This window comes from Kordia aestuariivivens, assembly GCF_014397005.1.
GTDB classification, from domain to species: domain Bacteria; phylum Bacteroidota; class Bacteroidia; order Flavobacteriales; family Flavobacteriaceae; genus Kordia; species Kordia aestuariivivens.
Map to the genome: position 1 here is coordinate 170,103 of NZ_JACGWS010000012.1, position 23,014 is coordinate 193,116.

Genomic DNA, 23,014 nt, shown 5'->3' on the forward strand with positions numbered 1-23,014 from the left:
AGTCAAGATGAGTTTTATCTAAATTATGGAGGTAAAAAATAAAAGTTCTTTATTATTTGATGACAAATTGTATTTTTGGATGTATTATTTAAATTAAATCGTTACCGATGAAAAATATCTTTCTTATAATATGTGTTTTAGTGATGAATGTAAGTTGTTCACAAGAAAAAAAGGAATTAGTTGGAGAAACTGAATTTCAACGAGAATTGAATGCATCTTATAAAGATGCATCTACATCGCCGCTAAAAGCAAAAGATTTGAAAACTTTTAAAGCGTTGGACTTTTTTCCTGTAAATAATACATTTAAAGTAACGGCAAGTTTCAAGCTTACGCCAGATTCCAAACCTTTTAAAATGAAAACGTCTACTACCCGAACGCCAATCTATAAGCGTTACGGAATTGCAACGTTCAAATTAAACGGAAAAGAATATTCATTAGAAGTCTATCAAAATCAAGATCCAAATAGAGATCCAGAATACAAAGATGATTTGTTTTTACCATTTACCGACGAAACAAATGGATTTGCAAGTTACGGTGGCGGAAGATATATTGATTTAAAAATTCCAGAAGGAAACACTCTTGAAATTGATTTCAACAATGCATACAATCCATATTGCGCATACAGCGATCGGTATTCGTGTCCTGTTCCGCCAAGAGTTAACTTTTTAAAAGTAGAAATTAATGCAGGTGTAAAAGCTTTTGATAAGCATTAAATGTCATTCCTGCGTGTTACATCGAGCAGCGTCGAAATGAAAGCAGCAATCTAAAAAAGTAAATGATGTATTATAAGGAAGACTTTCCGTTTTCTATGGTACGGATTCTGTAGGCTTCTTCAATAGGAATGACAAAAATTTTACCATCACCAACTTCTCCAGTGTAGGCGTGTTCTAAAATTACATTGATGGTTTCTTCTACGAAATCATCTGTAACGACAATGGAGACGTTATACCTGGCAATATCATGTGTATTATAATTTACATCGCGATATACAGGACTCTTTTTTTCGTTTCCAATACCAGAAACTTCCCAGTAGGTGAAAAAATTCACTTCAATTTCGTGTAGTGCATCTCTAACATCTTCAAGCTTAGATTTGCGAATGATAGCTTCTATCTTTTTCATGATAAAACATTTATTTTACAATGATAAAGATACAGTAGGGTGTTTTAATTCAGGATGTAAGCTGTTATTTTTGTGAATATTTTAATTTATGCCTTGTAATTTTCAAGGTTATTTAATTTAAAAGTATTTTTTTAATGAATGCGTATTATTTTTTTGGGTGAAGAATGATTTAGAAATATTTTACCACATACATTCCTAAAAATACAGCCGCAAAACCAATTACAAAACTAGCAATAGTATATAGAGCGAATGTCATAAAATCGCCTGATTTTAAGAAGACGTGATTTTCGTAGGCAAAAGTTGAAAATGTTGTAAAACCACCACAAAAACCTGTGGCAAGTAATAATGTGTGTTGTTGGCTGATTGCTTCATTCTTAGCAGCCAATCCTAAGATAATTCCAATTAATAAGCTTCCTAAAATATTAGCAGCAAAAGTTCCATACGGAATTCCCGTTGTTTCGCTATTAAGATATTTACCTAATAGAAACCGAAGTGAACTTCCAAATCCGCCGCCAAGAAAAACTAATAAAAAATGTTTCATTTGCTATTTTTATTCAATCAGACTCCGTTCTTCAACTGAGTTTTACTAAAAAGATTGTCTAAAAGTAGTCAATGCATACTGTTTAGACAATCTTCTTAAATTTTTTTAGTGTTATTATTCAGCTGCTTTTACCAAATAAAAAATGTCTGTTTGAATTTCTTCTGGTTTCACAGTTGTAGGATCATTAGGATACAATTCCCAAACGATTCCTTCAGGCATTAATTTTTTTTCATTCATATAGGTTGCAATCTTCATGTGCGCATCCATATCGCCAACTCCATAAGGACCAAATTTTGAAATTTTCAGAATTTGTCCAGCAGGAAGTATTGTTTTTGTCATGCCTTCTCCATCAGGAAGTATAGTATCATCATCAAACAAAAGTCCAATGTAAAATTCAGCTTCTTTAGTTTCTTCATCCCATTTGATATACAGCGATCCGGGAGTATAACCTTCTAGCTTATTATTAACGGCATACATTCCCGCTTGCGGCATAAATTCAGTAAATAACTTTGTCATGTCTTCCATGCTAGCATCGGTAGTCGTTTTTTGATAAAAACCAATAAACTGTTTTGCAGATGCTTCATGTTGAGAAATATCTCCCAATCGGAATTGTTTTGGAGGGTTTTTCTTGAGTTCTGCTAACACTTCACGTTCTATATTAGCGAGTCCTTTTTCTTCCATATCGCCCAACATTTTATCCATTCCACCACTTAAAGCGGCAAAAAGTTTGAACATAAAAGCTGTCTTGTCACTTTTCATTCCCCAACTTACTTTTGTTCCTTCAGGTACTTCTTCAAACGTCCAATACACGTCTGTTGGTTCATAATCACCAAACTGCATCACTTGTTCTAAGGATTTATTTTGGGTTAAACTCACCGTTTTCATCTTTCCAGGTCCATCTTTACTTGTCCATGTGTAATTAGCTCCAACTCCAGAAGTTTGTTCATTATATTTTACAACAATTGTAGAATCTTCTTCCATCCATGGTCCCCAAGCTTCCCAATTTTTATAATCATTAATATTATTAAACACAACATCAATAGGAGCCTTAATTACTTTGCTTCGTACCACATCGTAATCATTCGGTCTAGTTGCTACAAAAATTGCTCCAGCAACAATGAGTACTAGCAGTAAGAGTAGTACATACTTTAGAATCTTCATATTATTAGGTGTATTAGTTAGTAATGCTAATGTACAAATTTTTAATGTTTTATTGAATTGATTACATTTGTGGCAAAAGAATATATATTTCGTAATAAATAAGTACTCTTTTTATATTTTCCTAAACCAAATAAAGAACTCATAAAAAAATAAACAGATGAAATTAAAATCAATTGCAGGAATCGTATTAGCTGCAGGAATGTTATTCTCTTGTACAGAGAAAAAAGATGAGGTGAAAGTAGATCCTTATGAAGCGCAGTTTATTGAAGTAGCTGAAAATGCAAAAATGGACTTTCAGGTAGAACAATTTGCAGATATAAAGGTTTTACGATATGAAATCCCAGGATTTAACGAATTGACGTTAAAAGAGCAAAAGCTAGTGTATTACTTAACACAAGCTGGACTTTCTGGGAGAGATATTATGTGGGATCAAAATTACCGTCATAATTTAACTATCAGAGAAGCATTAGAAAATATCTATGTGAATTATGAAGGAGATAAAGAATCTGAGGATTGGAAAGCTTTTGAAACCTATATAAAACGTGTGTGGTTTTCAAATGGAATTCATCATCATTATTCAAATGATAAAATGAAGCCTGAATTTACAAAGGCATACTTTGAAACTTTATTAGCAGATACAAAAACTACGTTAGCAGGTGAAGCATTAGAAGTAATCTTCAATGATGCAGACAACAAAAAAGTAAATAAAAAAGATGGTGTAGATAATGTATTAGTATCTGCGGTGAATTTTTACGGAGCTGATATCACAACGGCTGATGTAGAAGAATTTTACAAAACGGCTTACAAAGGCCCAGAAGGAAAACCAGTGGAAGCTGGATTAAACTCTAAGTTAGTTCGTGAAGACGGAAAGCTAGTGGAGAAAGTTTGGAAATCTGGCGGAATGTACGGAAGCGCAATTGACAAAATTATCTATTGGTTAGAAAAAGCTAAAAGTGTCGCAGAAAATGACAAGCAAGGAGAAACGTTAGGTTTATTAATAGAATATTACAAAACAGGAAGTTTAGATACTTGGGATCAATATTGTATTTCTTGGGCAACTTCAACAGAAGGAAATATTGACTGGATCAACGGATTTATTGAAGTATACAATGATCCAAAAGGATACAGAGGTTCGTACGAAACTATTGTACAAATCAAAGATTTTGACATGTCTAAAAAAATGGCAGTATTATCTGAAAATGCACAATGGTTTGAAGATAATGCTCCACTAATTGATAGTCACAAAAAGAAAAATGTTGTAGGTGTCTCTTATAAAACGGTAAACGTTGCAGGAGAAGCAGGAGACGCTTCACCAAGTACGCCAATTGGTGTAAACTTACCGAACAACAACTGGATTCGTCAACAACACGGTTCAAAATCTGTTTCTTTAGGAAATATTATCAATGCGTATGCACAAGCTGGCGGATCGGGAAGATTAAAGGAATTTGTTCATGATGATGAAGAATTTCAATTAGAAGAAAAATACGGAAAAGTTGCTGATAAGTTACATACAGCTTTACATGAAGTAATTGGACATGCTTCTGGTCAAATCAATCCTGGTATTGGGCAACCGAAAGAAACGCTGAAAAACTATGCTTCTACGATGGAAGAAGGAAGAGCTGATTTAGTTGGATTGTACTATTTAATGGATCCAAAACTAAAAGAACTTGGATTGGTTGAAGATACTGAAGGTGTTGGGAAAGCTGCTTATGATGGATATATCAGAAATGGTTTAATGACACAATTAATTCGTTTAAAACTTGGAGATGACGTAGAAGAAGATCACATGGTGAACAGACAATGGGTTTCTGCTTGGGTTTTTGAAAAAGGAGCAAAAGACAACGTAATTGAGAAAGTTACACGTGATGGAAAATCATACTATAACATTAATGATTATGTGAAATTACGTGAACTATTCGGTCAATTATTACGTGAAACGCAACGTATCAAATCAGAAGGTGATTTTGAAGCGGCAAGAGCATTGGTAGAAGGTTACGGAGTAAAAGTTGATCAAACAATGCACGCAGAAGTATTAAAGCGTAATGAAGCGTTCAAATCTGCTCCGTATAGTGGATTTGCAAATCCTGTATTAACTCCAGAAACAAGTGAAGCTGGAGAAATTACAGCGATCAAAATTCAGCAGCCAGCAGCATTTGACAATCAGATGTTATACTACGCTAAGAATTATAGTTTCTTGACGGACAAGAACTAAATTTAAAACTATATTTACATATAATTAAAAAAGGGTGCATTCGTGCATCCTTTTTAATACCATTTATCATACAAAGTCATGATCAAACAAGGAAACATCGTAGACATCTTCAATAAAAAAATCTACAAGGGAGAAATTCACATTCAAGATGGGAAAATCACAAACATTGTGGCAAAAAATCACAATGTGGAAACGTATATCATTCCTGGTTTTGTAGATGCTCATATTCACATTGAAAGTTCAATGTTGGTCCCTTCCGAGTTTGCACGTTTGGCAGTATTACATGGAACTGTTGCAACTGTTTCTGATCCGCATGAAATAGCGAATGTGCTAGGAAAAACTGGTGTAGAATTCATGATTGAAAACGGTAAAAAAGTTCCGTTTAAGTTCAACTTTGGCGCACCTTCTTGTGTGCCCGCAACGAGTTTTGAATCGGCAGGAGCAGTATTGGATTCTAATGATATTAAAGAATTGTTAGAAATGCCAGAAATAAAGTATTTGGCAGAAATGATGAATTATCCAGGTGTGTTGTTTAGAGATGAAGAAGTCATGAAGAAAATCGCTTGGGCGAAATATTTCAAGAAACCAATTGACGGACATGCGCCAGGTTTACGAGGCGAAGATATCTCAACATATATTGCCGCAGGAATTTCTACCGATCATGAATGTTTTAGCTACGATGAAGCATTGGAAAAGTTGCAAAAAGGCATGAAAGTAATTATTCGCGAAGGAAGCGCCGCAAAAAACTTTGAAGCGTTAATTCCTTTATTAGATGAGCATTTCGAAAACATGATGTTTTGTTCAGACGATAAACATCCGGATGATTTATTATTAGGACATATAAACGATTTATGTGCGCGTGCTGTTGCGAAAGGTGTAGATGTTTTCAAAGTATTGCAAACCGCTTGTGTGAATCCTGTAAAGCATTATAATTTAGATGTTGGACAATTACAAATTAACGATGTTGCGGATTTTGTTGTGCTAGAAGATTTGACAAGTTTTAAAGTATTAGAAACCTATATTGATGGAATCTGTGTCGCTTCTGGTGGAAACTCACACATAGAAAGTGTGCCGTTTGAAATTCTGAATAATTTTAATACATCTAAAAAAAATGTGATTGATTTTCAAGTCAAAGCCACGAAAAGTAAAATCCGCGTGATCGAAGCTTTAGACGGTGAATTAGTGACAAACGAGTTAATCCTTGATAACTTAATCAAAGATGGAAATTTAGTTTCTAATGTTGAAAAAGACATTCTGAAAATGACCGTTGTCAATCGCTATAATGAAGATGTTCCAGCAATGGCATTTATAAAGAATTTCGGTTTGAAAGAAGGTGCAATTGCTTCTTCCGTAGGACACGATTCACACAATATCATTGCCGTTGGTGTTTCTGACGAAGCGATTTGCAAAGCCGTGAATCTTCTCATTGAAAATAAAGGTGGAATTTGCGCTGTTTCTGAAACTTCCGCAAACGTAGTTTCATTGCCAGTCGCAGGAATTATGAGTGCAAAAACGGGTTGGGAAATAGGCAAGGAGTACGCTGAGTTAGACAAATTAGCCAAACAAATGGGAAGTACCTTGCGCGCGCCTTACATGACCTTGTCGTTTATGGCATTGTTAGTAATCCCGTCGTTAAAACTGAGTGATAAAGGCTTGTTCAACGGGACTACTTTTGAGTTTACTTCGTTGGAAGTTTAGGTTATTCTTCCAGAGATTCTCCTAGTTTTTTAAAGAAGTCAGCAATTGGTTCTTTAAAATCTTCAACAACCGATTCTATTTCTTCTAGTTTCACTTTGAATGGATTTGTTTCAGTAACTTTTACAGAAATTTCTAGGATATTATCAATAGGAAACGCATCCGAAAGTTGCTCATTTATTTTACTGTTTAATGTTGTTCCTGTTGACATACTTACAGGGATTTTCAGAGTGCTAGATTTCACTTCTGTTTTACTAGTCTTCAATGTGCCATTTTCTTTAGAACTAGTATCATAAGTAACAGAAATTTCAATTAATAAAATTAAGTGTGTGTAATCTTTTTTGATTTTCGCTTTACTAAATTTTATAGTTGCTTGATCTACCTTAAAAGAGAAATTTTCATTTATGATTTCTTGAGGTTTTAAAACTATTTTACAAGCTTCATTCTCACTAGGATTATTAATATACCTTGTTAAAGTGACAATAGGTAATTTTTTTGAAGAATCAAATATAACTGTATTTTTTGCGCTATATGTTGCTACATATTTTTTCTTTTGACCTTTTAATATTTTTGAAAAGTATTCAGGTACTTTAGGAATTTGGTCAATAATAAAAGGAACGAGTACTCCTGTGGCTAGAGAAGCAAATTTAGGATTCTTTATTGCAGCTAATTTATCAGGACCTTTAGTTATTTCTAAGGTTATATATTCAGATTGTGCTTTTACAACATTAATTTTATTACCTGTTATTTGATAATTTTTCTCTTGAGCAGATATATTAAATGTAATACTAATAAATGCTAAAAAAGTAAATAGTTTTTTCATGATTTTAATATTTGATTAATAACTCAAATGTAAATCATGAATGAAGGCAGAAACATACCCATCAATAGTGAGTTTTAGAGTAAAGGGACATCCACTAAAATCGTTGTTCCTTTTCCGAGTGTACTATCAATACTCAGTTTTCCGTTGAGGTGTTCTACACGTTTTTTGATGGTTTCTAAACCAATTCCAGATGATTTGTTGTTGGAAGGATCAAACCCTTTTCCGTTATCTTCTACGATGATATTTAGGTTTTTTTCATGTTGCGTCAATTGAATCGTAGCGTTTGTAGCTTCTGAATGTTTGATGATGTTTGCAATCAATTCCTGAATCATTCGGAATAATGACAATTCAAGTGAATTCTCCAAGCGTTCTTCTAATCCAAATGAGATGACTTCTATGTTCATCTTATTTGCACTACTAATTTTAGCACTCATATTCGTCACCGCAACCAACAATCCTTGATTCGCAATCACACCTGCATTTTTAGCATGTGCAATCGTTCGGATTTTATCATACGCTTCATCGAGAAGCGAACTTGTTTTTGTCACAGCATCTTCGTTTTGCGCGGTTTCTATATTCTCAAAATGTAGTTTTACCGTTGCCATCAACGCGCCCAAATCGTCGTGTAAATCTTCTGCAATGCGTTTCCGTTCTTTCTCTTGACCTTCAATCATAGCGTCAATACTAGAGAGTTCTTGCTCTTTGAGTAAAGTCGAAACTTTCTGTGCTTCTAAGTCTTTTGCTTGTTCGGCAAGCAATTGTTTTTTACGTGTATTTTTTTGGATGAGGTATGCGGAGATGATGACTAGGGCTAAAACAATTAGAGAAATTATGAGCTGACTGTTTTTTCGTTTTTTTTCATTTTCTCTTTCTGTATCAACAAGTGTATATAAAGTTTGTAATTTACTAAGGTCTGCACTAATTGTTTTTGTATTGTATTTAGAATTAGTTTCATTTATTGCAATGTTTTGGAATTCATCTCCAATACTATCCTTAAGGTTGATAAATTTTTTCAAATAAATAGCTGCATTCTTATAATCCTTGGCTTTTTCATAAGTATCTGCCATATTTTCATAAAAAATCACTTTTGTTTTAGCTATATTTTTTTTTAGAGGTATCGAATCAGCTTTCTTGTAATATTCAATTGCTTTGAGGTAATTTTTTTTTAGTTCGTAATGATATGCTTGGTTATTATAATTGTGCGCGAGATTTTTAAAGTCTTTATTTTTTTTTAATACAGGTATTGCCTTCTTGGTATATATTAATGCTGAATCAGCGTTTTTTAGAGCATAGGCGTAAACAGTACCTATATTCATGTAGGTTAATGCTACTTGCAAAGTGTCATTTAAATGTTTATCGACTTCAATTACTTTATTAAAGTATAAAATTGAATTTTTTGCATCTTTCTTATCTAAAAACTCAACAGCTTTTATTCTATAAATAGACCTATAAAGAGTGCTGTCATTTTCTTTTTGTGCATATTTATACAATTCTTCAACAATATCATCTTTACTTACTTTTATGTCATTTTGATGATTTAAGATGTCTAATATTAAAAGATTACAATCTTTAACATCATTTTTTAAATTTGCTTCATTAAATTTTTGTTTAGACTTCAAGGCATAATCATAGGCTATATGCTGATTATCTATTCTCAATTGATAATCAGCATAATAAAAATACCATGTTCCTATATCCTGATCACTAGAGTTAATTGTATCAATTGCTTGTAATGTTTCTAGAATTTTATTGTTATTATCAGAATCAAAAGCATTCCAAACATTTTCAAAATCTAAATTTTGAGCATATGAAAAATCAGCATTTAAAAAAAATGCTGATATTAAAATTAAATATTTGATTTTTTCTATCCTCAAGATTTCCTTACGGTTTACCTACTAAAATACTTTTTCCCTTTCTTTGAGGGTGAGGGTCTATTAATGCTCTTATGTATTTATTAGCATCATCATCAGGGCATTCTTCATCTTTGTATGGAGGAACAATGTCTGTAGTTTTTTTACCGCCAATGTGAATGTATTTATCTTCACATCTTAATTTTATATTATAGAGTAGTACTTCAACATTAACTTGCCCCTTATAATATGGATCAGGATTTAAAGAAAATTGTATTCCTTGATGCTTTGTAGAATAAGTATAATTAAGTTTTTCTCCAGCTGTTACTAGTGCTACATGTATTTGAAAAACATCTCCACCATCAACATAGTTAGCATGAAATAAATCGTATTTTAAAGATTGTACTTTCTTTTTGATTTCAAGAGGGATTTGAGTGATATAATGTTTATTTATCCAAGAATTAAAATCCCCATAAATTTCAAATTCTCCACAATCAACAAAAAATAAATCGTTATTGATTGAATCAACCTTAATATTTACTGTCATAAGTTTAATAATTTAAGTTAGAAATTGTTTAAATACTATTTTCTGATCAGGAGCAGCTTTTATTTTATAGATGTGATTAAAAATGTGATTTATATTGTTTGCAATACTTACATTTTTACCATCACCAGCATGTATCAAACCTACTACATTGTTATTATCATTAATTACCACCGATCCTGAATCTCCTCCTTTTGAAATTCCCTTTTTTATCAAGAGTTGATTTTTGAAAATGATACTCTTACCTCTTTTGTAGGAGTGTCTTACTCTAACAAAAGCATTTGTTGACTTTATTGTTCCTTTTTGTTTTCCAGATGTTTTGCCATTTATGTGAACTACCATTTCATCCAAAGGAGTTTCAATATTTTTTAGAATAGACTTTTTTAATTCTAAGGTTTTTTTAGATGAGGTGAATCCCGCGCAACTCATGTTGTTATTTAAAACTTCGGCAAAGGCAACATCAAGGGTATTACCATTTGTGCCATCTTTTCTTTTAGTATCACCATATCTGCCAAATTTTAGGTGAGCAATAGCATTAGAATAATCTAATTCATAAGAATTAAATTTTCCATATATTTTTGATGGTTGAAAAATAATTTCATCTAGAATTAAATTTTGCTTAGTCGATAATATGTGGTAATTAGATATTATAAATAAAGAATTTTTAAAACTTTTTAGCATAATGATAGCACCTAGTGTCCCACCAACTTCTAAATCAGAACTATTTCGTCTGACTTTACATCCAGCTAGGTATGGACGTATTTTATGATCATTAATATTTTGTGGAAGAATTTCTTCAACATATTCTTTTACAATTTTTAATTCATTATTTGTTACAGATTTAACAAAGCGCTTATTTACTTTATCTACAGTACTTATTTTGATATTATCTAATATATTTTTTGGAACTCTAAATACATTAGGTTTTATAATTCCATTCTTTAATACACCTTTTTCTATATAATAATTATTTTTATGTTTTTCTTCTTTAATAGAAGCTAAATACTGTATTTCTGTATCATTCATCATCCATATTTCTGCATAATTATTAAGTAAATGGTCAACTTGTTTTTTGTTTAAAGTCTTCATTTTTTGTTAGTTTTTACATTACAAATCTCTAAAAATCAACCACACCAAACCATACCCAAACATAGGTATTCTCAAAATCTACAATCCTAAAAAGCATACTTCTTCTCAATGGCATAACCCAACAATTCGTTAGCGCCTTTCAAAGCTAGCTTTTGGATCATGTTTTTGCGGTGTGTATCTATGGTGGATTTGGAAATAAAAAGTAAATCTGCGATTTCTTGAGAAGTCTTTCTTTGGGCGATTAATGCAAGAATTTCCTTTTCACGACGCGATAAAATAGACTTGGAACTATTCTTCGCAAGCTGATCAATATTCAACTTGGCATCATAGTAGGTTTTGTTATCGGCAAGTGTGCGAATGGCTTCTAAGACGATTTTCAAAGGTGAATTTTTCAAAATATAACCTGTTGCGCCAGCATCCAACATTTGTCGAATGGCTTCCGCTTGGTCATACATCGTAAACGCCAACACATGTATATGTGGAAACTCTTTTTTAATATGTGTCGTAGCGACAATACCGTCCATTTTTGGCATTCGGATATCGCAAATTACAACTTTGGGTTGTTTCTGTCGGACAATCTTTAACAAAGCTTCGCCATCATTGGCGTGTCCTATAATAGTAACATCTTCTTCGTATTCCAAATACGACATTATGCCGTCAATCAGTGCTTGATGATCTTCTGCAATAGCAACTGTAATCATATCTAAGGGATCTTAAAATTACAAACAAACGATATGCTATCCGAATATAAATTTGAACGATTTGAGAATCCTATTACAGCCAAACTGTAATAAATGTATCTATATTGTAGTAGTGGTTTGTTAGTTATTCCTACAATGTACGAAAAAATATGAAATAGAAAAACTAAGAAAAATCAGGAAACAATAAATTTCTTAATCACTACAATGGTGATAATGAAGAGAATGAAGACCGCCAAAATGCGCAAACTTCCTTTATAATAACGCTTGTGTAACTGTAAATCTTTTCGATATGCATAAATCATAACCACCGTAAAAACGATCACAAAAAAAGCGGCAAAAATCAACTGACCTGTACTAAACATAACGTATTTAATTTTTAACAAAATTACGGATTAAAGATTGAAAGTTGTTAATAAAAGTTTCAAAATAAAAATACAATCGCTCAAAAATCAATTAAATAATCAAGTATATTTCAACTTCAATTTGATTCTACAAACATTTAAAATACATACGATTTGAAAAGAAGAATAGAAGCCGTTACAGAATTTCATTCCGCATTTGGGTTAGGAATAAAAAATACACCAACTGCCGATTTAGGAAAAGCAAAAAATATGTTGCGTTTTAATCTAATGAAAGAAGAAAATGAAGAATATTTAGAAGCTGCAAAAGATAATGACTTAGTAGAAGTTGCCGATGCGCTAGGTGATATGTTATACATTCTATGCGGAACAATCATAGAACACGGAATGCAAGAAAAAATCGTAGAAGTCTTCGAAGAAATTCAACGAAGTAACATGAGCAAACTAGGAGCAGACGGAAAACCAATCTACCGCGAAGACGGGAAAGTCCTCAAAGGCCCAAACTACTTCAAACCAAATATTGACGCAATTCTAGCGGATAAATAGAATATAGAGTTTATAAGTTTAATAGTTTACGGCGGATGAACGAATCCACAAAAAAAGAACATAAAAAAAGTGATTCTCTTGGAATCACTTTTTTTGTATTTTTCAGCTAACAGCTAACAGCTAACAGCTAACAGCTAACAGCTAACAGCTAACAGCTAACAGCTAACAGCTAGACCTTATATCTCCATCCATGTGGATCTTCAGAAAGATTATACTGAATATCCGTCAATTTATCTTTAAAGAAAGTTGCATACGAATCATCCAATTTTGGTAAATCAAACTTATCTCCTGCATGTTCAAATCCTGAAATCGGATTAATCACAGCTGCAGTTCCTGCACCAAATATCTCTTTCAATTCACCACTTTTAGCCGCTTCCTTAATCTCAGAAACAGTCACACGGCGAATTTCTACTTTAATATTATTGTCTTCGGCCAATTGAATCACACTCTTACGCGTAATTCCATCCAAAATACGATCACTCTTAGGAGCAGTTAATAAGGTATCACCAACTCTAAAAAAGATGTTCATCGTTCCAGCTTCCTCTAAATATTCGTGCGTACTTGCATCTGTCCAAATAATTTGTTGGTAGCCTTGTTTATGTGCCAAACTTGTTGGGTAAAATTGCGCTCCGTAATTTCCGGCAGCTTTTGCATATCCAACACCTCCATCGGCAGCTCTACTAAACTTTTCTGCAAACAAAACTTTCACTTCACCTGCATAATACGATTGTACTGGCGAACAAATAATCATAAACTTATATGAATTTGCTGGAGAAGCAGAAATTGCTTCCTCAGTTGCAATCACAAAAGGTCTAATATATAATGAATTTCCTTTCCCTTTCTTAATCCAATCTTTCTCTAAATGCAATAACTGTGTCAATCCTTCAAAGAAAAACTCTTTTGGAAACTCAGGAATTGCCATACGATGTGAAGAAATATTAATACGCTCGTGATTATCTTCTGGACGAAACATCCAAATTTGATCTTGGTCATCTTTAAAAGCTTTCATTCCTTCAAAAACAGCTTGTCCATAATGAAAAACACGCGCAGAAGGTGCAATGGTGAGTGGCTGATATGGCATGATTTCTGGCGTTTGCCAAACTCCATCTATATAGTCACACACAAACATGTGATCCGTGAAAATTTTACCAAACTCTAAATCATCAAAATCTACAGTTGAAATCTTGCTTTCAGAAACTTTGGAAATTTTTATAGCATTAGAAGGGTCACTCATCATATAATTCTTAATTTTGTGCAAAGTTACGTAATATTTAACTTTAAAAAAATCTTAGTTTTCAACAAAATTAGGTGCTTAAAATTAATTATTCGTAATAAAACAGTCGTAATTATAAGAAATCCTTAACAAAAATGAAGAAAATACTAATTTTAGGAGTCGCTTTACTAGCATTTATTGGATGTAAAGACGGAAAAAATAACGAAAAATCAACAGTAGATACAACAGATGTCAAAGCTACTGAACTAGCGTACGCATCTTTTGGAGAAAAAATTGAAGCTGACAAAGCATTATCAATCACCGAAATCAACAACATATACGATGGTTTAAAAACAGGTGATACGTTAGACGTAAAATTTGCAGCTAAAATCAATTCAGTATGTGCAAATAAAGGATGCTGGATGCGTTTAGATGCTGGTGATGAAAAAGAAGTCATGGTCAAATTTAAAGACTACGGATTCTTTATGCCGCTTGACGCGAAAGGTGAAGTAGTTGTCAACGGAAAAGCGTTTGTACAAGAAACATCTGTGGACGAATTGAAGCATTACGCAGAAGATGCAGGTAAGTCGGAAGAAGAAATTGCTAAAATCACAGAACCTAAAAAAACACTTTCGTTCATCGCTGATGGTGTTTTGTTGAAAAACTAATACTATTTTTATTTTAAAATTCCGTAGATAAAACACAACCTATTTTTTAATTATGCAAAAAAGAAAAAGTCAGCATAGCTTAAGTTACGGTTATATTTTATTTAGAAGCATAGGTGAAAAAGAGCAAGTTTTAGCAGGTAATTTTAATGTAGAAATAGTATACACTTGAAACGAAAAATAATCACCACAGAAGATGGATCTTCCACAATTCATCTTGAAGAATGGGACGAACAATACCATTCTACGCATGGTGCCATACAAGAAGCCAATCACGTTTACATAAAAACGGGCTTACAACATTTGCAAAATACGTTCAATCCTGTGCAAATCCACATTCTCGAAATTGGGTTTGGTACAGGATTGAATGCTTTTATAACCTATCTACAAGCGGAGAAACACAACTTCAATGTCAACTATCACGGCGTAGAAGCGTATCCTGTTTTACCCGAAGAAATTGCGCAACTCAACTATGTTTCACAATTAAAAGCAGAAAACAAAGCAGCTATTTTTAATAAAATGCATGTGTGCGAATGGGAAAAAGAAACGGTACTTTCTGAAAATTTCACACTTACAAAACGACAGCAACTCTTTGATCAAATTACGGATGAAGGGAAATTTAACCTGATTTATTTTGATGCGTTTGGCGCGAGAGTTCAACCTGAATTATGGACAGTAGCCATCTTTCAAAAAATGTATAATGCACTTCAAAATAAAAGTGTTTTAGTGACGTATGCAGCTAAAGGAAGTGTACGACGCGCTATGCAAGAAGTTGGCTTCAAAGTGGAGCGACTTCCTGGCCCGCCTGGCAAACGTGAAATGCTACGTGCAACAAAAATTAACTAATATTTAAGATTCTAGACCTAATGTAGTTTTCTAAATGTCTTCTTTTTAGCGTATTTTTACCATGAAAAAGAAAACGCATTCATGAAATGAGCTCTAACAATTAGTGAATAAAAACTAATAGCATTTTGCGAATTCCATTTGACAGCATTAAGAAATAAAAATTAACAGATGAAAATACTTATTTGCGGTGCAACAGGATTAATAGGATCGGCATTAACCGAACTATGCTTGCAGGAAAATCATGAAGTTCAGTATTTAACGACGCGCAAAAGTAAAATTCAACAATCAGCACAGACAAAAGGGTTCTATTGGAATCCTGCTGAAGGCGAAATTGATAGGGCATGTTTTGAAGGTGTTGATGCCATCATAAATCTTTCTGGAGCAAACATAGCCAAACGTTGGACACAAGCATACAAGGAAGAAATCATGAACAGTCGCATTGATACGGCAAACGTATTATTCAAAGCGCTTCGGAACATGGAAAATCATACTGTAAAGCATTATATTTCTGCCTCTGGAACGGCAATTTATCCAAGTTCATTCACTGAAAAATATACAGAAGCTACTGAAAAGGAATCTACAGACTTTTTAGGAAGCGTGGTAAAACAATGGGAATTGCATGCCAATCAATTCAAATCATTAGAAATTCCAGTAACCATTCTTAGAACAGGATTGGTTTTCTCATCAAAAGGTGGAGCGTTAGCAGAAATGGCAAAACCTGTAAAATATGGAGTTGGTGCCGCAATAGGGTCTGGAAAGCAATGGCAATCTTGGATTCATATTGACGATATTACTAAAATGTATCTTCATGTATTAACAAACAAAATCACAGGACTTTACAATGGAGTTGGACCCAATCCGACTACCAATAAATTACTCACAAAAGAAATTGCTTCGGTCTTAAAAAAGCCTTTCTTTTTGCCAAATGTGCCAAAATTCATCATGAAACTGATTTTAGGCGAAATGAGCACGCTCTTATTTTCAAGTCAACAAGTAAGTTCAGAAAAAATAAAAAACACAGGCTTCAAGTTTCAATTTCCTGAGTTAACAGCTGCATTAGAAGACATATTCAAAAAATAGAAATCTAATATATTCTTTCATATGATCTTAGTTGCGTTATATCGAACTCTTACCGAAAAAGGGCAACTGACACAAAGTTGATTTACGATTCAAAAATTTTTGGTGACATTTTGACATTTTTCCATAATTGGCAGTACTTTTGCCAACTATATAAAAACAATAAAAATTTTTTGGACATATACCATGAGCAAAAAAAAGAATACTACAGTAGAAAAAGAGCAGCCAGAAGTTGTAAATGAAGCAACTACAAACGCTGAAACAACTGAGAACACTGCGGAAGAAGTTTCTGCGGAAGCAAAACTACAAGAAGAATTGGCAAAAGAAAAAGACAAGTTTTTACGCTTGTTTGCTGAATTCGAAAACTATAAAAAAAGAACGAGCAAAGAACGTGTGGAACTTTTCAAGACAGCTGGTAAAGATGTTTTAGTTGCCATGTTGCCAGTTTTGGATGATTTTGACAGAGCTTTGGCAGAAATTTCTAAAACGGATGCGGACGACGTAAAAACTGGTATTGAGCTAATTAGCAACAAACTAAGAGAAGCGTTAAAAGCAAAAGGATTAGGAGAATTAACTGTAAAAGCAGGCGATACTTTTGATGCAGAAGATCACGAAGCAGTGACACAAATTCCTGCACCATCGGATGACATGAAAGGTAAAATCATTGATGTACTTGAAAAAGGATATACGCTAGGAGACAAAATTATCCGTTATCCGAAAGTAGTTGTAGGACAATAAATAGAAAATAGTATAGCGTTGTTCCCAACAACAATACGATCTTTTTGAAACAAGTTGAATAAAGATGAAACAAGATTATTACGAAATATTAGGTATCAATAAAGGCGCTTCGGCTGCAGAAATAAAAAAAGCATACCGTAAAAAGGCAGTTCAATATCATCCCGACAAAAACCCGGATGATAAAAGTGCTGAGGAGATGTTTAAAAAAGCTGCAGAAGCTTATGAAGTACTGAGCGACGAAAACAAAAAAGCACGTTACGATCAATATGGTCATGCAGCTTTTGAAAACGGCGGCGGTGGCGGCGGTTTTGGTGGCGGCGGAATGAACATGGACGACATCTTTAGTCAATTTGGTGATATCTTCGGCGGCGCTTTTGGCGGCGGCGGCGGATTCAACGGATTTGGCGGCGGCGGTGGCGGAAGACAACGACGCGTTAAAGGAAGTAACCTAAGAATTCGTGTAAAACTTTCATTAGAAGAAATAGCGAATGGTGTTGAGAAAAAAGTAAAAGTTCGCAGAAAAGTTCAAGCAGCTGGTGTAAGCTATAAAACTTGTGATACTTGTCAAGGTTCAGGTCAAATGACAAGAATCACCAACACAATTCTTGGTAGAATGCAAACATCAACAACATGTAGTACATGTGGCGGTGCTGGACAAACGATTAATAAACGACCAGCTGGAGCAGATGGACAAGGATTAAAAGTTGAAGAAGAAACTGTGCTGATTAAAATTCCAGCAGGTGTTGTAGAAGGAATGCAATTAAAAGTTTCTGGTAAAGGAAATGATGCGCCAGGACAACATGGAATTTCAGGAGATTTATTAGTCGCGATTGAAGAAAAAGAACACGACTTCTTAAAACGTGAAGGCGATAATTTACACTACGATTTATACATAAGTTTCTCAGAAGCGGCATTAGGAAGCTCTAAAGAAATTGATACTGTAACTGGAAAAGTTAGAATCAAAGTAGAATCGGGAGCGCAATCAGGAAAAATATTACGCTTGCGCGGAAAAGGAATTCCAAGTATTAATGGATACGGAAGAGGAGATTTATTGGTGCACATCAACGTGTGGACACCGAAAACATTGACAAAAGAACAACGTAGCTTCTTTGAAAAGGTAGCGGATGAAGAGAATTTCATCCCAAGTCCGGAGAAGAGCGACAAGTCATTTTTTGAAAAAGTCAAGGACATGTTTTCGTAATTCTTTTGGTATTACGAAAAAAAAACTATCTTTGATAAGTTACTAGCCGTAACCGGCTGGTAATTTTTTCTTTTTCATAGCAATTTTTTCCCATCCTTGATCATATTAAGGGTGGGTTTTGCTTTATATTTACATCCAACTGTAACAAATTACGCAATGTAGTTACATATATAAAAAACTTTTCATGAGTTCAATTCTTCAAGCAAAAGATGTCGTAAAAAAATACGGCGACTATACTGCATTAAATAAAGTTTCTATTGACGTTCCTAAAGGAAGCATCTTCGGACTTCTTGGACCAAATGGAGCAGGAAAAACATCACTCATCCGAATTATAAACCAAATTACAGCACCAGATGCAGGCGAAGTATTGCTTGATGGTGCTGCACTACAACAGTTTCATGTGAAAGATATTGGCTATATGCCAGAAGAACGCGGTTTGTACAAATCTATGAAAGTTGGCGAACAAGTATTGTATTTGGCACAACTAAAAGGATTAACCAAATCTGAAGCGAAAATACGTTTGCAATATTGGTTTGAAAAATTCGAAATCATGGATTGGTGGAACAAGAAAATTCAAGAGTTATCGAAAGGAATGGCACAAAAAATACAATTTGTAGTGACTGTGTTACATCAACCTAAACTTTTAATTTTTGATGAACCATTCAGCGGATTCGATCCAATTAATGCAAATATCATCAAAGACGAAATTTTACAACTTCGTGATGAAGGTGCTACCGTAATCTTTTCTACACACCGAATGGAATCTGTAGAAGAAATGTGCGATCATATTGCGCTGATTCACAAATCGAATAAAGTGCTTGACGGAAAGTTAACCGACGTAAAGCGTCAATATAAGAGCAATACTTATCAAGTTGGAATTGCTGGCGGAGACAATCAACAATTGCGAAAAACATTAAATGATAAGTTTGAATTGACTGATGCAACGTTTAAATCTATCGATGACGATTTAAAAGTAAACATCAAACTTCAAAATGGTGATACTTCAAACGATTTGCTTTCATACTTAACATCAACAGGACAAGTCAATCATTTTGTGGAAGTCATTCCAAGTGTTAATGACATATTTATTCAAACCGTAGAAAAAAATAATTAGGACTATGAATCACTTACCACTAATTATCAAAAGAGAATATCTAACAAAAGTTAGAAACAAGTCATTCATCCTCATGACGTTTTTGAGTCCATTAATTATGATCGGATTGTTCATGTTGATATTCTATCTGACACAATTAAACAATAGTAAGGAGCGAACGATTTCTATTTTAGATGAAACGGGCACTATTTCGCAAATATTTACGGAAGATGAAGATGAAACTACGACTTATAATATTCTCAAAGGAATTTCTTTAGAAGAAGCAAAAAAACAAGTGCAAGAAACAGAAGAATATGGTTTATTGCACATTCCTAAAATGACCTCTACGGAGGAAATTGCGGAGCAAATAAAATTCTACTCAGAAGATTCACCTTCTCAAAAATTTATCTCACGCTTAGAACGGCAATTAAGTAAAGAACTTACCGACGTAGCAATGGTAAAAAATGGTGTGGAAGTTGAATTGGTTGAGAGTTCTAAAATGAACGTTGCTATTGTGCAAGAAAGTTTTACTGGCGAACGGACTTCAAAATTTGTGAACTATTCCAAACTAGGCTTTGGACTGGCAGCGGGATACTTACTATTTATGTTTATCATTATATATGGAAACATGATTATGCGTAGTGTAATTGAAGAAAAAACAAACAGAATTATTGAAGTTATCATTTCTTCCGTAAAACCTGTACAACTATTAATGGGGAAAATTATCGGAACTTCTTTAGCGGGGATTACTCAATTCTTAATGTGGGTGATACTTGGTGGAATTATGATGGTCGTTTTTTCGTTAGTATTTGGAGTAGATTTAGCAGGAATGCAAACAGCACAACAAACAGAATTATTGGCACAAGGCGCAGATATGAATATGCAAATGCAGATTTCGGAAGTCTACCAAAGTTTACCGTTAGGAAATTTAGTTGTAGCATTCTTTATATTCTTTATTGGTGGGTATTTATTATACAGTTCATTGTACGCAGCTATTGGCGCGGCAGTAGATAACGAAACAGATACACAACAATTTATGATGCCTATTATGGTGCCATTAATATTGGCAGTATATGTTGGTGGATTTACCGTATTGGAAGATCCGCATGGAACTGTGGCAACCATATTTTCATACATTCCATTTACTTCGCCTGTGGTTATGTTAATGCGAATTCCTTTTGGTGTTCCATTATGGCAACAACTCATTTCGGTAGTAATTTTGTATATTTCCTTCACGGGAACGGTTTGGTTTGCATCAAAAATTTACCGCGTTGGTATTTTAATGTATGGAAAGAAAGCAAGTTATAAAGAAATATTTAAGTGGTTAAAGTACTAAATGAAAGAACTAAATAACATATTAAATCAGTCTTTTCAACTTACAGAAGATGTAGAAATAAGTGTAAAACACATATTACTACTTCTATTTGTGCTGTTGATGGCAAATTTAGTATTAAAGTTATTTCAACGAATCATTACCAAAAAGCTTCAAGACGATGGAAAACTAAAATTCAGAGCAGTTTTTTCGTATGCCAGGTGGTTTTCGTATGTAATCATAGTTTTAGTCACACTAAACGCTGTTGGTGTCAACGTAACTGGAATTTTTGCAGCTTCTGCCGCATTATTGATCGGAATTGGTTTGGCGTTGCAAACATTATTTCAAGACATCATTTCTGGAATATTTATTTTAATAGATCAATCGGTTCACGCAGGTGATATTATTGAAATAGAAGGAAAAATTGGTCGTGTAGAAGAAATCAAGTTGCGAACTACAAGAGCAGTAACCATTGACAATAAAGTATTAGTCATTCCAAATCATTTGTACTTAACAAATAGTTTGTACAATTGGACACAAAATGGCGTCACAACTCGTGAAAGTGTTACCGTAGGTGCTGCGTATGGAAGTGATGTAATGTTGATAAAAAAACTATTAACTGAAGCTGCACTGAATCATAAAGAAGTTATAAAAGAACCCAAACCTATGGTGCTTTTTACTAACTTTGGAGAAAGTTCTTTAGATTTTAAATTAGTATTCACGGTAGGCGATAGTTTCACAGCGTTTCAAGTGCAAAGTGATTTGCGTTTTGAAATCGATCGATTATTCAGAGAAAACAACGTAGCAATTCCATTTCCACAAAGAGATATTCATATTATAGAAAACAAGAAATAAGTATGCCTAAAATATTAGTAATAGAAGATGAGTCGGCAATCCGTAGAGTATTGATAAAAATTTTATCAGAAGAAAATGATACCTATGAAGTGTCGGAAGCAGAAGATGGATTGGCTGGTATAGAAATGGTCAAAAAAGAAGATTATGACTTGGTATTGTGCGACATCAAAATGCCAAAAATGGATGGTGTTGAAGTATTAGAAGCTGCTAAAAAAATAAAACCTGAAACACCTTTTGTGATGATTTCTGGTCACGGAGATTTGGACACGGCTGTCAATACGATGCGATTGGGCGCGTTTGACTACATTTCAAAACCACCAGATTTAAACAGATTGCTAAACACAGTTCGCAATGCGCTGGACAAAAAAGAATTGGTTGTTGAAAATAAGCGACTCAAAAAGAAAGTGAGCAAAAACTACGAAATGATTGGAAACTCTGATGCCATTCATCAAATCAAAGAAATCATAGAAAAAGTTGCGCCAACTGACGCACGTGTTCTCATCACAGGACCAAACGGAACTGGAAAAGAATTGGTTTCACATTGGTTGCATCAAAAAAGTGATCGAAACAAAGGTCCAATGATTGAAGTAAACTGTGCGGCAATTCCAAGTGAACTAATCGAAAGTGAATTATTTGGTCATGTAAAAGGTGCATTTACAAGTGCAAACAAAGATAGAGCTGGGAAATTTGAAGCTGCAAATGGAGGAACAATCTTCTTAGATGAAATTGGCGACATGAGTTTATCTGCACAAGCAAAAGTATTGCGCGCATTGCAAGAAAGCAAAGTGCAACGTGTTGGTAGCGATAGAGACATTAAAGTAAATGTTCGTGTTGTTGCAGCAACCAACAAGGATTTAAAAAAAGAAATTGAAGAAGGAAGATTTCGTGAAGATTTATATCACCGATTGGCAGTTATCTTAATTAAAGTTCCTGCGTTAAATGATCGAAGAGATGATATTCCGTTATTAATAGAATATTTTACAGGTAAAATAGCAACTGCACAAGGAACAGCAGCAAAGAAATTTTCTGAAAAAGCAATCAAATTATTACAAGAATACGACTGGACAGGAAACATTAGAGAATTGAGAAACGTCATAGAACGTCTCATCATTCTCGGAGGAAAAGAAGTCACCGAAGAAGATGTAAAATTATTTGCTTCTAAATAGTATAAAAAAATCAGCTCTAGTGGCTGATTTTTTTTGTTCAAAATTAAATATTTAAAGTTCAGTGTTTTATTTTTAACCTAGAACCTAGAACCTAGAACCTAGAACCTAGAACCTAGAACCTAGAACCTAGAACCTAGAACCTAGAACCTAGAACCTAGAACCTAGAACCTAGAACCTAGAACCTAGAACCTAGAACCTAGAACCTAGA

23 protein-coding genes are annotated in these 23,014 nt (G+C 33.8%); 13 read left to right on the top strand and 10 right to left on the bottom strand.

Annotated features, from left to right (window positions below):
* The first annotated feature begins 107 nt into the window (after positions 1-107).
* On the top strand, positions 108-713 hold the full coding sequence (locus H2O64_RS18285; RefSeq protein ID WP_187563664.1) for a DUF1684 domain-containing protein: 606 nt from the start codon (positions 108-110) through the stop codon (positions 711-713).
* Between the two features lie 70 nt (positions 714-783).
* Here H2O64_RS18285 and H2O64_RS18290 read toward each other — a convergent pair whose 3' ends face one another.
* The 3 genes from H2O64_RS18290 to H2O64_RS18300 all read right to left on the bottom strand — a co-directional run bounded on the left by H2O64_RS18290 (position 784) and on the right by H2O64_RS18300 (position 2,821).
* Positions 784-1,119, bottom strand: coding sequence for a P-II family nitrogen regulator (locus H2O64_RS18290; RefSeq protein ID WP_187563665.1), 336 nt, complete (start codon positions 1,117-1,119; stop codon positions 784-786).
* Positions 1,120-1,288: 169 nt separating this feature from the next.
* Positions 1,289-1,660, bottom strand: coding sequence for a fluoride efflux transporter CrcB (gene crcB / locus H2O64_RS18295; protein ID WP_187563666.1), 372 nt, complete (start codon positions 1,658-1,660; stop codon positions 1,289-1,291).
* A gap of 114 nt (positions 1,661-1,774) precedes the next feature.
* Positions 1,775-2,821: an SRPBCC family protein gene (locus H2O64_RS18300; RefSeq protein WP_187563667.1), complete on the bottom strand. Its 1,047-nt coding sequence runs from the start codon at positions 2,819-2,821 to the stop codon at positions 1,775-1,777.
* A 157-nt stretch (positions 2,822-2,978) separates the two neighbouring features.
* Between H2O64_RS18300 and H2O64_RS18305 the strand changes: the two genes are divergently transcribed.
* Together H2O64_RS18305 and ade are read left to right on the top strand one after the other, a co-directional pair.
* Entirely contained in the window at positions 2,979-5,033 is a 2,055-nt protein-coding gene (locus H2O64_RS18305; RefSeq protein ID WP_187563668.1) for a dipeptidyl-peptidase 3 family protein, read from the top strand.
* Between the two features lie 78 nt (positions 5,034-5,111).
* Positions 5,112-6,731, top strand: a complete 1,620-nt coding sequence (ade, locus tag H2O64_RS18310) for an adenine deaminase (RefSeq protein WP_187563669.1) — start codon at positions 5,112-5,114, stop codon at positions 6,729-6,731.
* A 1-nt stretch (position 6,732) separates the two neighbouring features.
* Here ade and H2O64_RS18315 read toward each other — a convergent pair whose 3' ends face one another.
* The 6 genes from H2O64_RS18315 to H2O64_RS24105 all read right to left on the bottom strand — a co-directional run bounded on the left by H2O64_RS18315 (position 6,733) and on the right by H2O64_RS24105 (position 12,097).
* Positions 6,733-7,551, bottom strand: coding sequence for a hypothetical protein (locus H2O64_RS18315; protein ID WP_187563670.1), 819 nt, complete (start codon positions 7,549-7,551; stop codon positions 6,733-6,735).
* A gap of 74 nt (positions 7,552-7,625) precedes the next feature.
* Positions 7,626-9,425 (bottom strand): tetratricopeptide repeat-containing sensor histidine kinase, encoded by a 1,800-nt coding sequence (locus H2O64_RS18320; protein ID WP_187563671.1) that lies wholly within the window; start codon positions 9,423-9,425, stop codon positions 7,626-7,628.
* A gap of 7 nt (positions 9,426-9,432) precedes the next feature.
* Positions 9,433-9,948 carry a hypothetical protein gene (locus H2O64_RS18325; protein ID WP_187563672.1) on the bottom strand — a complete coding sequence of 172 codons (516 nt, stop codon included), beginning with the start codon at positions 9,946-9,948 and terminating at the stop codon, positions 9,433-9,435.
* Positions 9,949-9,960: 12 nt separating this feature from the next.
* On the bottom strand, positions 9,961-11,034 hold the full coding sequence (locus H2O64_RS18330) for a hypothetical protein (RefSeq protein ID WP_187563673.1): 1,074 nt from the start codon (positions 11,032-11,034) through the stop codon (positions 9,961-9,963).
* 86 nt (positions 11,035-11,120) lie between these two features.
* On the bottom strand, positions 11,121-11,735 hold the full coding sequence (locus tag H2O64_RS18335) for a response regulator (RefSeq protein WP_187563674.1): 615 nt from the start codon (positions 11,733-11,735) through the stop codon (positions 11,121-11,123).
* A 173-nt stretch (positions 11,736-11,908) separates the two neighbouring features.
* Positions 11,909-12,097, bottom strand: coding sequence for a hypothetical protein (locus tag H2O64_RS24105; RefSeq protein ID WP_235982937.1), 189 nt, complete (start codon positions 12,095-12,097; stop codon positions 11,909-11,911).
* Positions 12,098-12,250: 153 nt separating this feature from the next.
* Here H2O64_RS24105 and H2O64_RS18340 point away from each other — a divergent pair, with 153 nt between their 5' ends.
* Positions 12,251-12,640, top strand: a complete 390-nt coding sequence (locus H2O64_RS18340) for a pyrophosphohydrolase domain-containing protein (RefSeq protein WP_187563675.1) — start codon at positions 12,251-12,253, stop codon at positions 12,638-12,640.
* 169 nt (positions 12,641-12,809) lie between these two features.
* Here H2O64_RS18340 and H2O64_RS18345 read toward each other — a convergent pair whose 3' ends face one another.
* A complete protein-coding gene (locus H2O64_RS18345; RefSeq protein WP_187563689.1) occupies positions 12,810-13,874 on the bottom strand; it encodes a branched-chain amino acid aminotransferase in 1,065 nt (354 codons plus the stop codon).
* 134 nt (positions 13,875-14,008) lie between these two features.
* Here H2O64_RS18345 and H2O64_RS18350 point away from each other — a divergent pair, with 134 nt between their 5' ends.
* The 9 genes from H2O64_RS18350 (at position 14,009) to H2O64_RS18390 (ending at position 22,806) form a co-directional block, all read left to right on the top strand.
* Complete coding sequence (locus tag H2O64_RS18350; protein ID WP_187563676.1) at positions 14,009-14,521, top strand: DUF4920 domain-containing protein; 513 nt, start codon at positions 14,009-14,011, stop codon at positions 14,519-14,521.
* Positions 14,522-14,686: 165 nt separating this feature from the next.
* Positions 14,687-15,364: a tRNA (5-methylaminomethyl-2-thiouridine)(34)-methyltransferase MnmD gene (gene mnmD / locus H2O64_RS18355; protein WP_187563677.1), complete on the top strand. Its 678-nt coding sequence runs from the start codon at positions 14,687-14,689 to the stop codon at positions 15,362-15,364.
* 168 nt (positions 15,365-15,532) lie between these two features.
* Positions 15,533-16,444, top strand: coding sequence for a TIGR01777 family oxidoreductase (locus H2O64_RS18360; RefSeq protein ID WP_187563678.1), 912 nt, complete (start codon positions 15,533-15,535; stop codon positions 16,442-16,444).
* Between the two features lie 183 nt (positions 16,445-16,627).
* Positions 16,628-17,179 (top strand): nucleotide exchange factor GrpE, encoded by a 552-nt coding sequence (locus H2O64_RS18365; protein WP_187563679.1) that lies wholly within the window; start codon positions 16,628-16,630, stop codon positions 17,177-17,179.
* A 64-nt stretch (positions 17,180-17,243) separates the two neighbouring features.
* Entirely contained in the window at positions 17,244-18,380 is a 1,137-nt protein-coding gene (dnaJ, locus tag H2O64_RS18370; RefSeq protein WP_187563680.1) for a molecular chaperone DnaJ, read from the top strand.
* 184 nt (positions 18,381-18,564) lie between these two features.
* The gene (locus H2O64_RS18375; RefSeq protein WP_187563681.1) at positions 18,565-19,494 is read left to right on the top strand and encodes an ABC transporter ATP-binding protein; all 930 of its coding nucleotides are present in this window, start codon (positions 18,565-18,567) and stop codon (positions 19,492-19,494) included.
* A gap of 4 nt (positions 19,495-19,498) precedes the next feature.
* The gene (locus H2O64_RS18380) at positions 19,499-20,809 is read left to right on the top strand and encodes an ABC transporter permease (RefSeq protein WP_187563682.1); all 1,311 of its coding nucleotides are present in this window, start codon (positions 19,499-19,501) and stop codon (positions 20,807-20,809) included.
* Positions 20,810-21,640, top strand: a complete 831-nt coding sequence (locus H2O64_RS18385) for a mechanosensitive ion channel family protein (RefSeq protein WP_187563683.1) — start codon at positions 20,810-20,812, stop codon at positions 21,638-21,640. It abuts the gene before it with no gap.
* A gap of 2 nt (positions 21,641-21,642) precedes the next feature.
* Positions 21,643-22,806, top strand: coding sequence for a sigma-54-dependent transcriptional regulator (locus tag H2O64_RS18390; RefSeq protein WP_187563684.1), 1,164 nt, complete (start codon positions 21,643-21,645; stop codon positions 22,804-22,806).
* Positions 22,807-23,014 lie beyond the last annotated feature (208 nt).

Coding starts and splice junctions, on each gene's coding strand:
- H2O64_RS18285 (WP_187563664.1), top strand. CDS start 108: ATGAAAAATATCTTTCTTATAATATGTGTTTTAGTGATGAATGTAAGT.
- H2O64_RS18290 (WP_187563665.1), bottom strand. CDS start 1,119: ATGAAAAAGATAGAAGCTATCATTCGCAAATCTAAGCTTGAAGATGTT.
- crcB (WP_187563666.1), bottom strand. CDS start 1,660: ATGAAACATTTTTTATTAGTTTTTCTTGGCGGCGGATTTGGAAGTTCA.
- H2O64_RS18300 (WP_187563667.1), bottom strand. CDS start 2,821: ATGAAGATTCTAAAGTATGTACTACTCTTACTGCTAGTACTCATTGTT.
- H2O64_RS18305 (WP_187563668.1), top strand. CDS start 2,979: ATGAAATTAAAATCAATTGCAGGAATCGTATTAGCTGCAGGAATGTTA.
- ade (WP_187563669.1), top strand. CDS start 5,112: ATGATCAAACAAGGAAACATCGTAGACATCTTCAATAAAAAAATCTAC.
- H2O64_RS18315 (WP_187563670.1), bottom strand. CDS start 7,551: ATGAAAAAACTATTTACTTTTTTAGCATTTATTAGTATTACATTTAAT.
- H2O64_RS18325 (WP_187563672.1), bottom strand. CDS start 9,948: ATGACAGTAAATATTAAGGTTGATTCAATCAATAACGATTTATTTTTT.
- H2O64_RS18330 (WP_187563673.1), bottom strand. CDS start 11,034: ATGAAGACTTTAAACAAAAAACAAGTTGACCATTTACTTAATAATTAT.
- H2O64_RS18335 (WP_187563674.1), bottom strand. CDS start 11,735: ATGATTACAGTTGCTATTGCAGAAGATCATCAAGCACTGATTGACGGC.
- H2O64_RS24105 (WP_235982937.1), bottom strand. CDS start 12,097: ATGTTTAGTACAGGTCAGTTGATTTTTGCCGCTTTTTTTGTGATCGTT.
- H2O64_RS18345 (WP_187563689.1), bottom strand. CDS start 13,874: ATGAGTGACCCTTCTAATGCTATAAAAATTTCCAAAGTTTCTGAAAGC.
- H2O64_RS18350 (WP_187563676.1), top strand. CDS start 14,009: ATGAAGAAAATACTAATTTTAGGAGTCGCTTTACTAGCATTTATTGGA.
- H2O64_RS18360 (WP_187563678.1), top strand. CDS start 15,533: ATGAAAATACTTATTTGCGGTGCAACAGGATTAATAGGATCGGCATTA.
- H2O64_RS18365 (WP_187563679.1), top strand. CDS start 16,628: ATGAGCAAAAAAAAGAATACTACAGTAGAAAAAGAGCAGCCAGAAGTT.
- dnaJ (WP_187563680.1), top strand. CDS start 17,244: ATGAAACAAGATTATTACGAAATATTAGGTATCAATAAAGGCGCTTCG.
- H2O64_RS18375 (WP_187563681.1), top strand. CDS start 18,565: ATGAGTTCAATTCTTCAAGCAAAAGATGTCGTAAAAAAATACGGCGAC.
- H2O64_RS18380 (WP_187563682.1), top strand. CDS start 19,499: ATGAATCACTTACCACTAATTATCAAAAGAGAATATCTAACAAAAGTT.
- H2O64_RS18385 (WP_187563683.1), top strand. CDS start 20,810: ATGAAAGAACTAAATAACATATTAAATCAGTCTTTTCAACTTACAGAA.
- H2O64_RS18390 (WP_187563684.1), top strand. CDS start 21,643: ATGCCTAAAATATTAGTAATAGAAGATGAGTCGGCAATCCGTAGAGTA.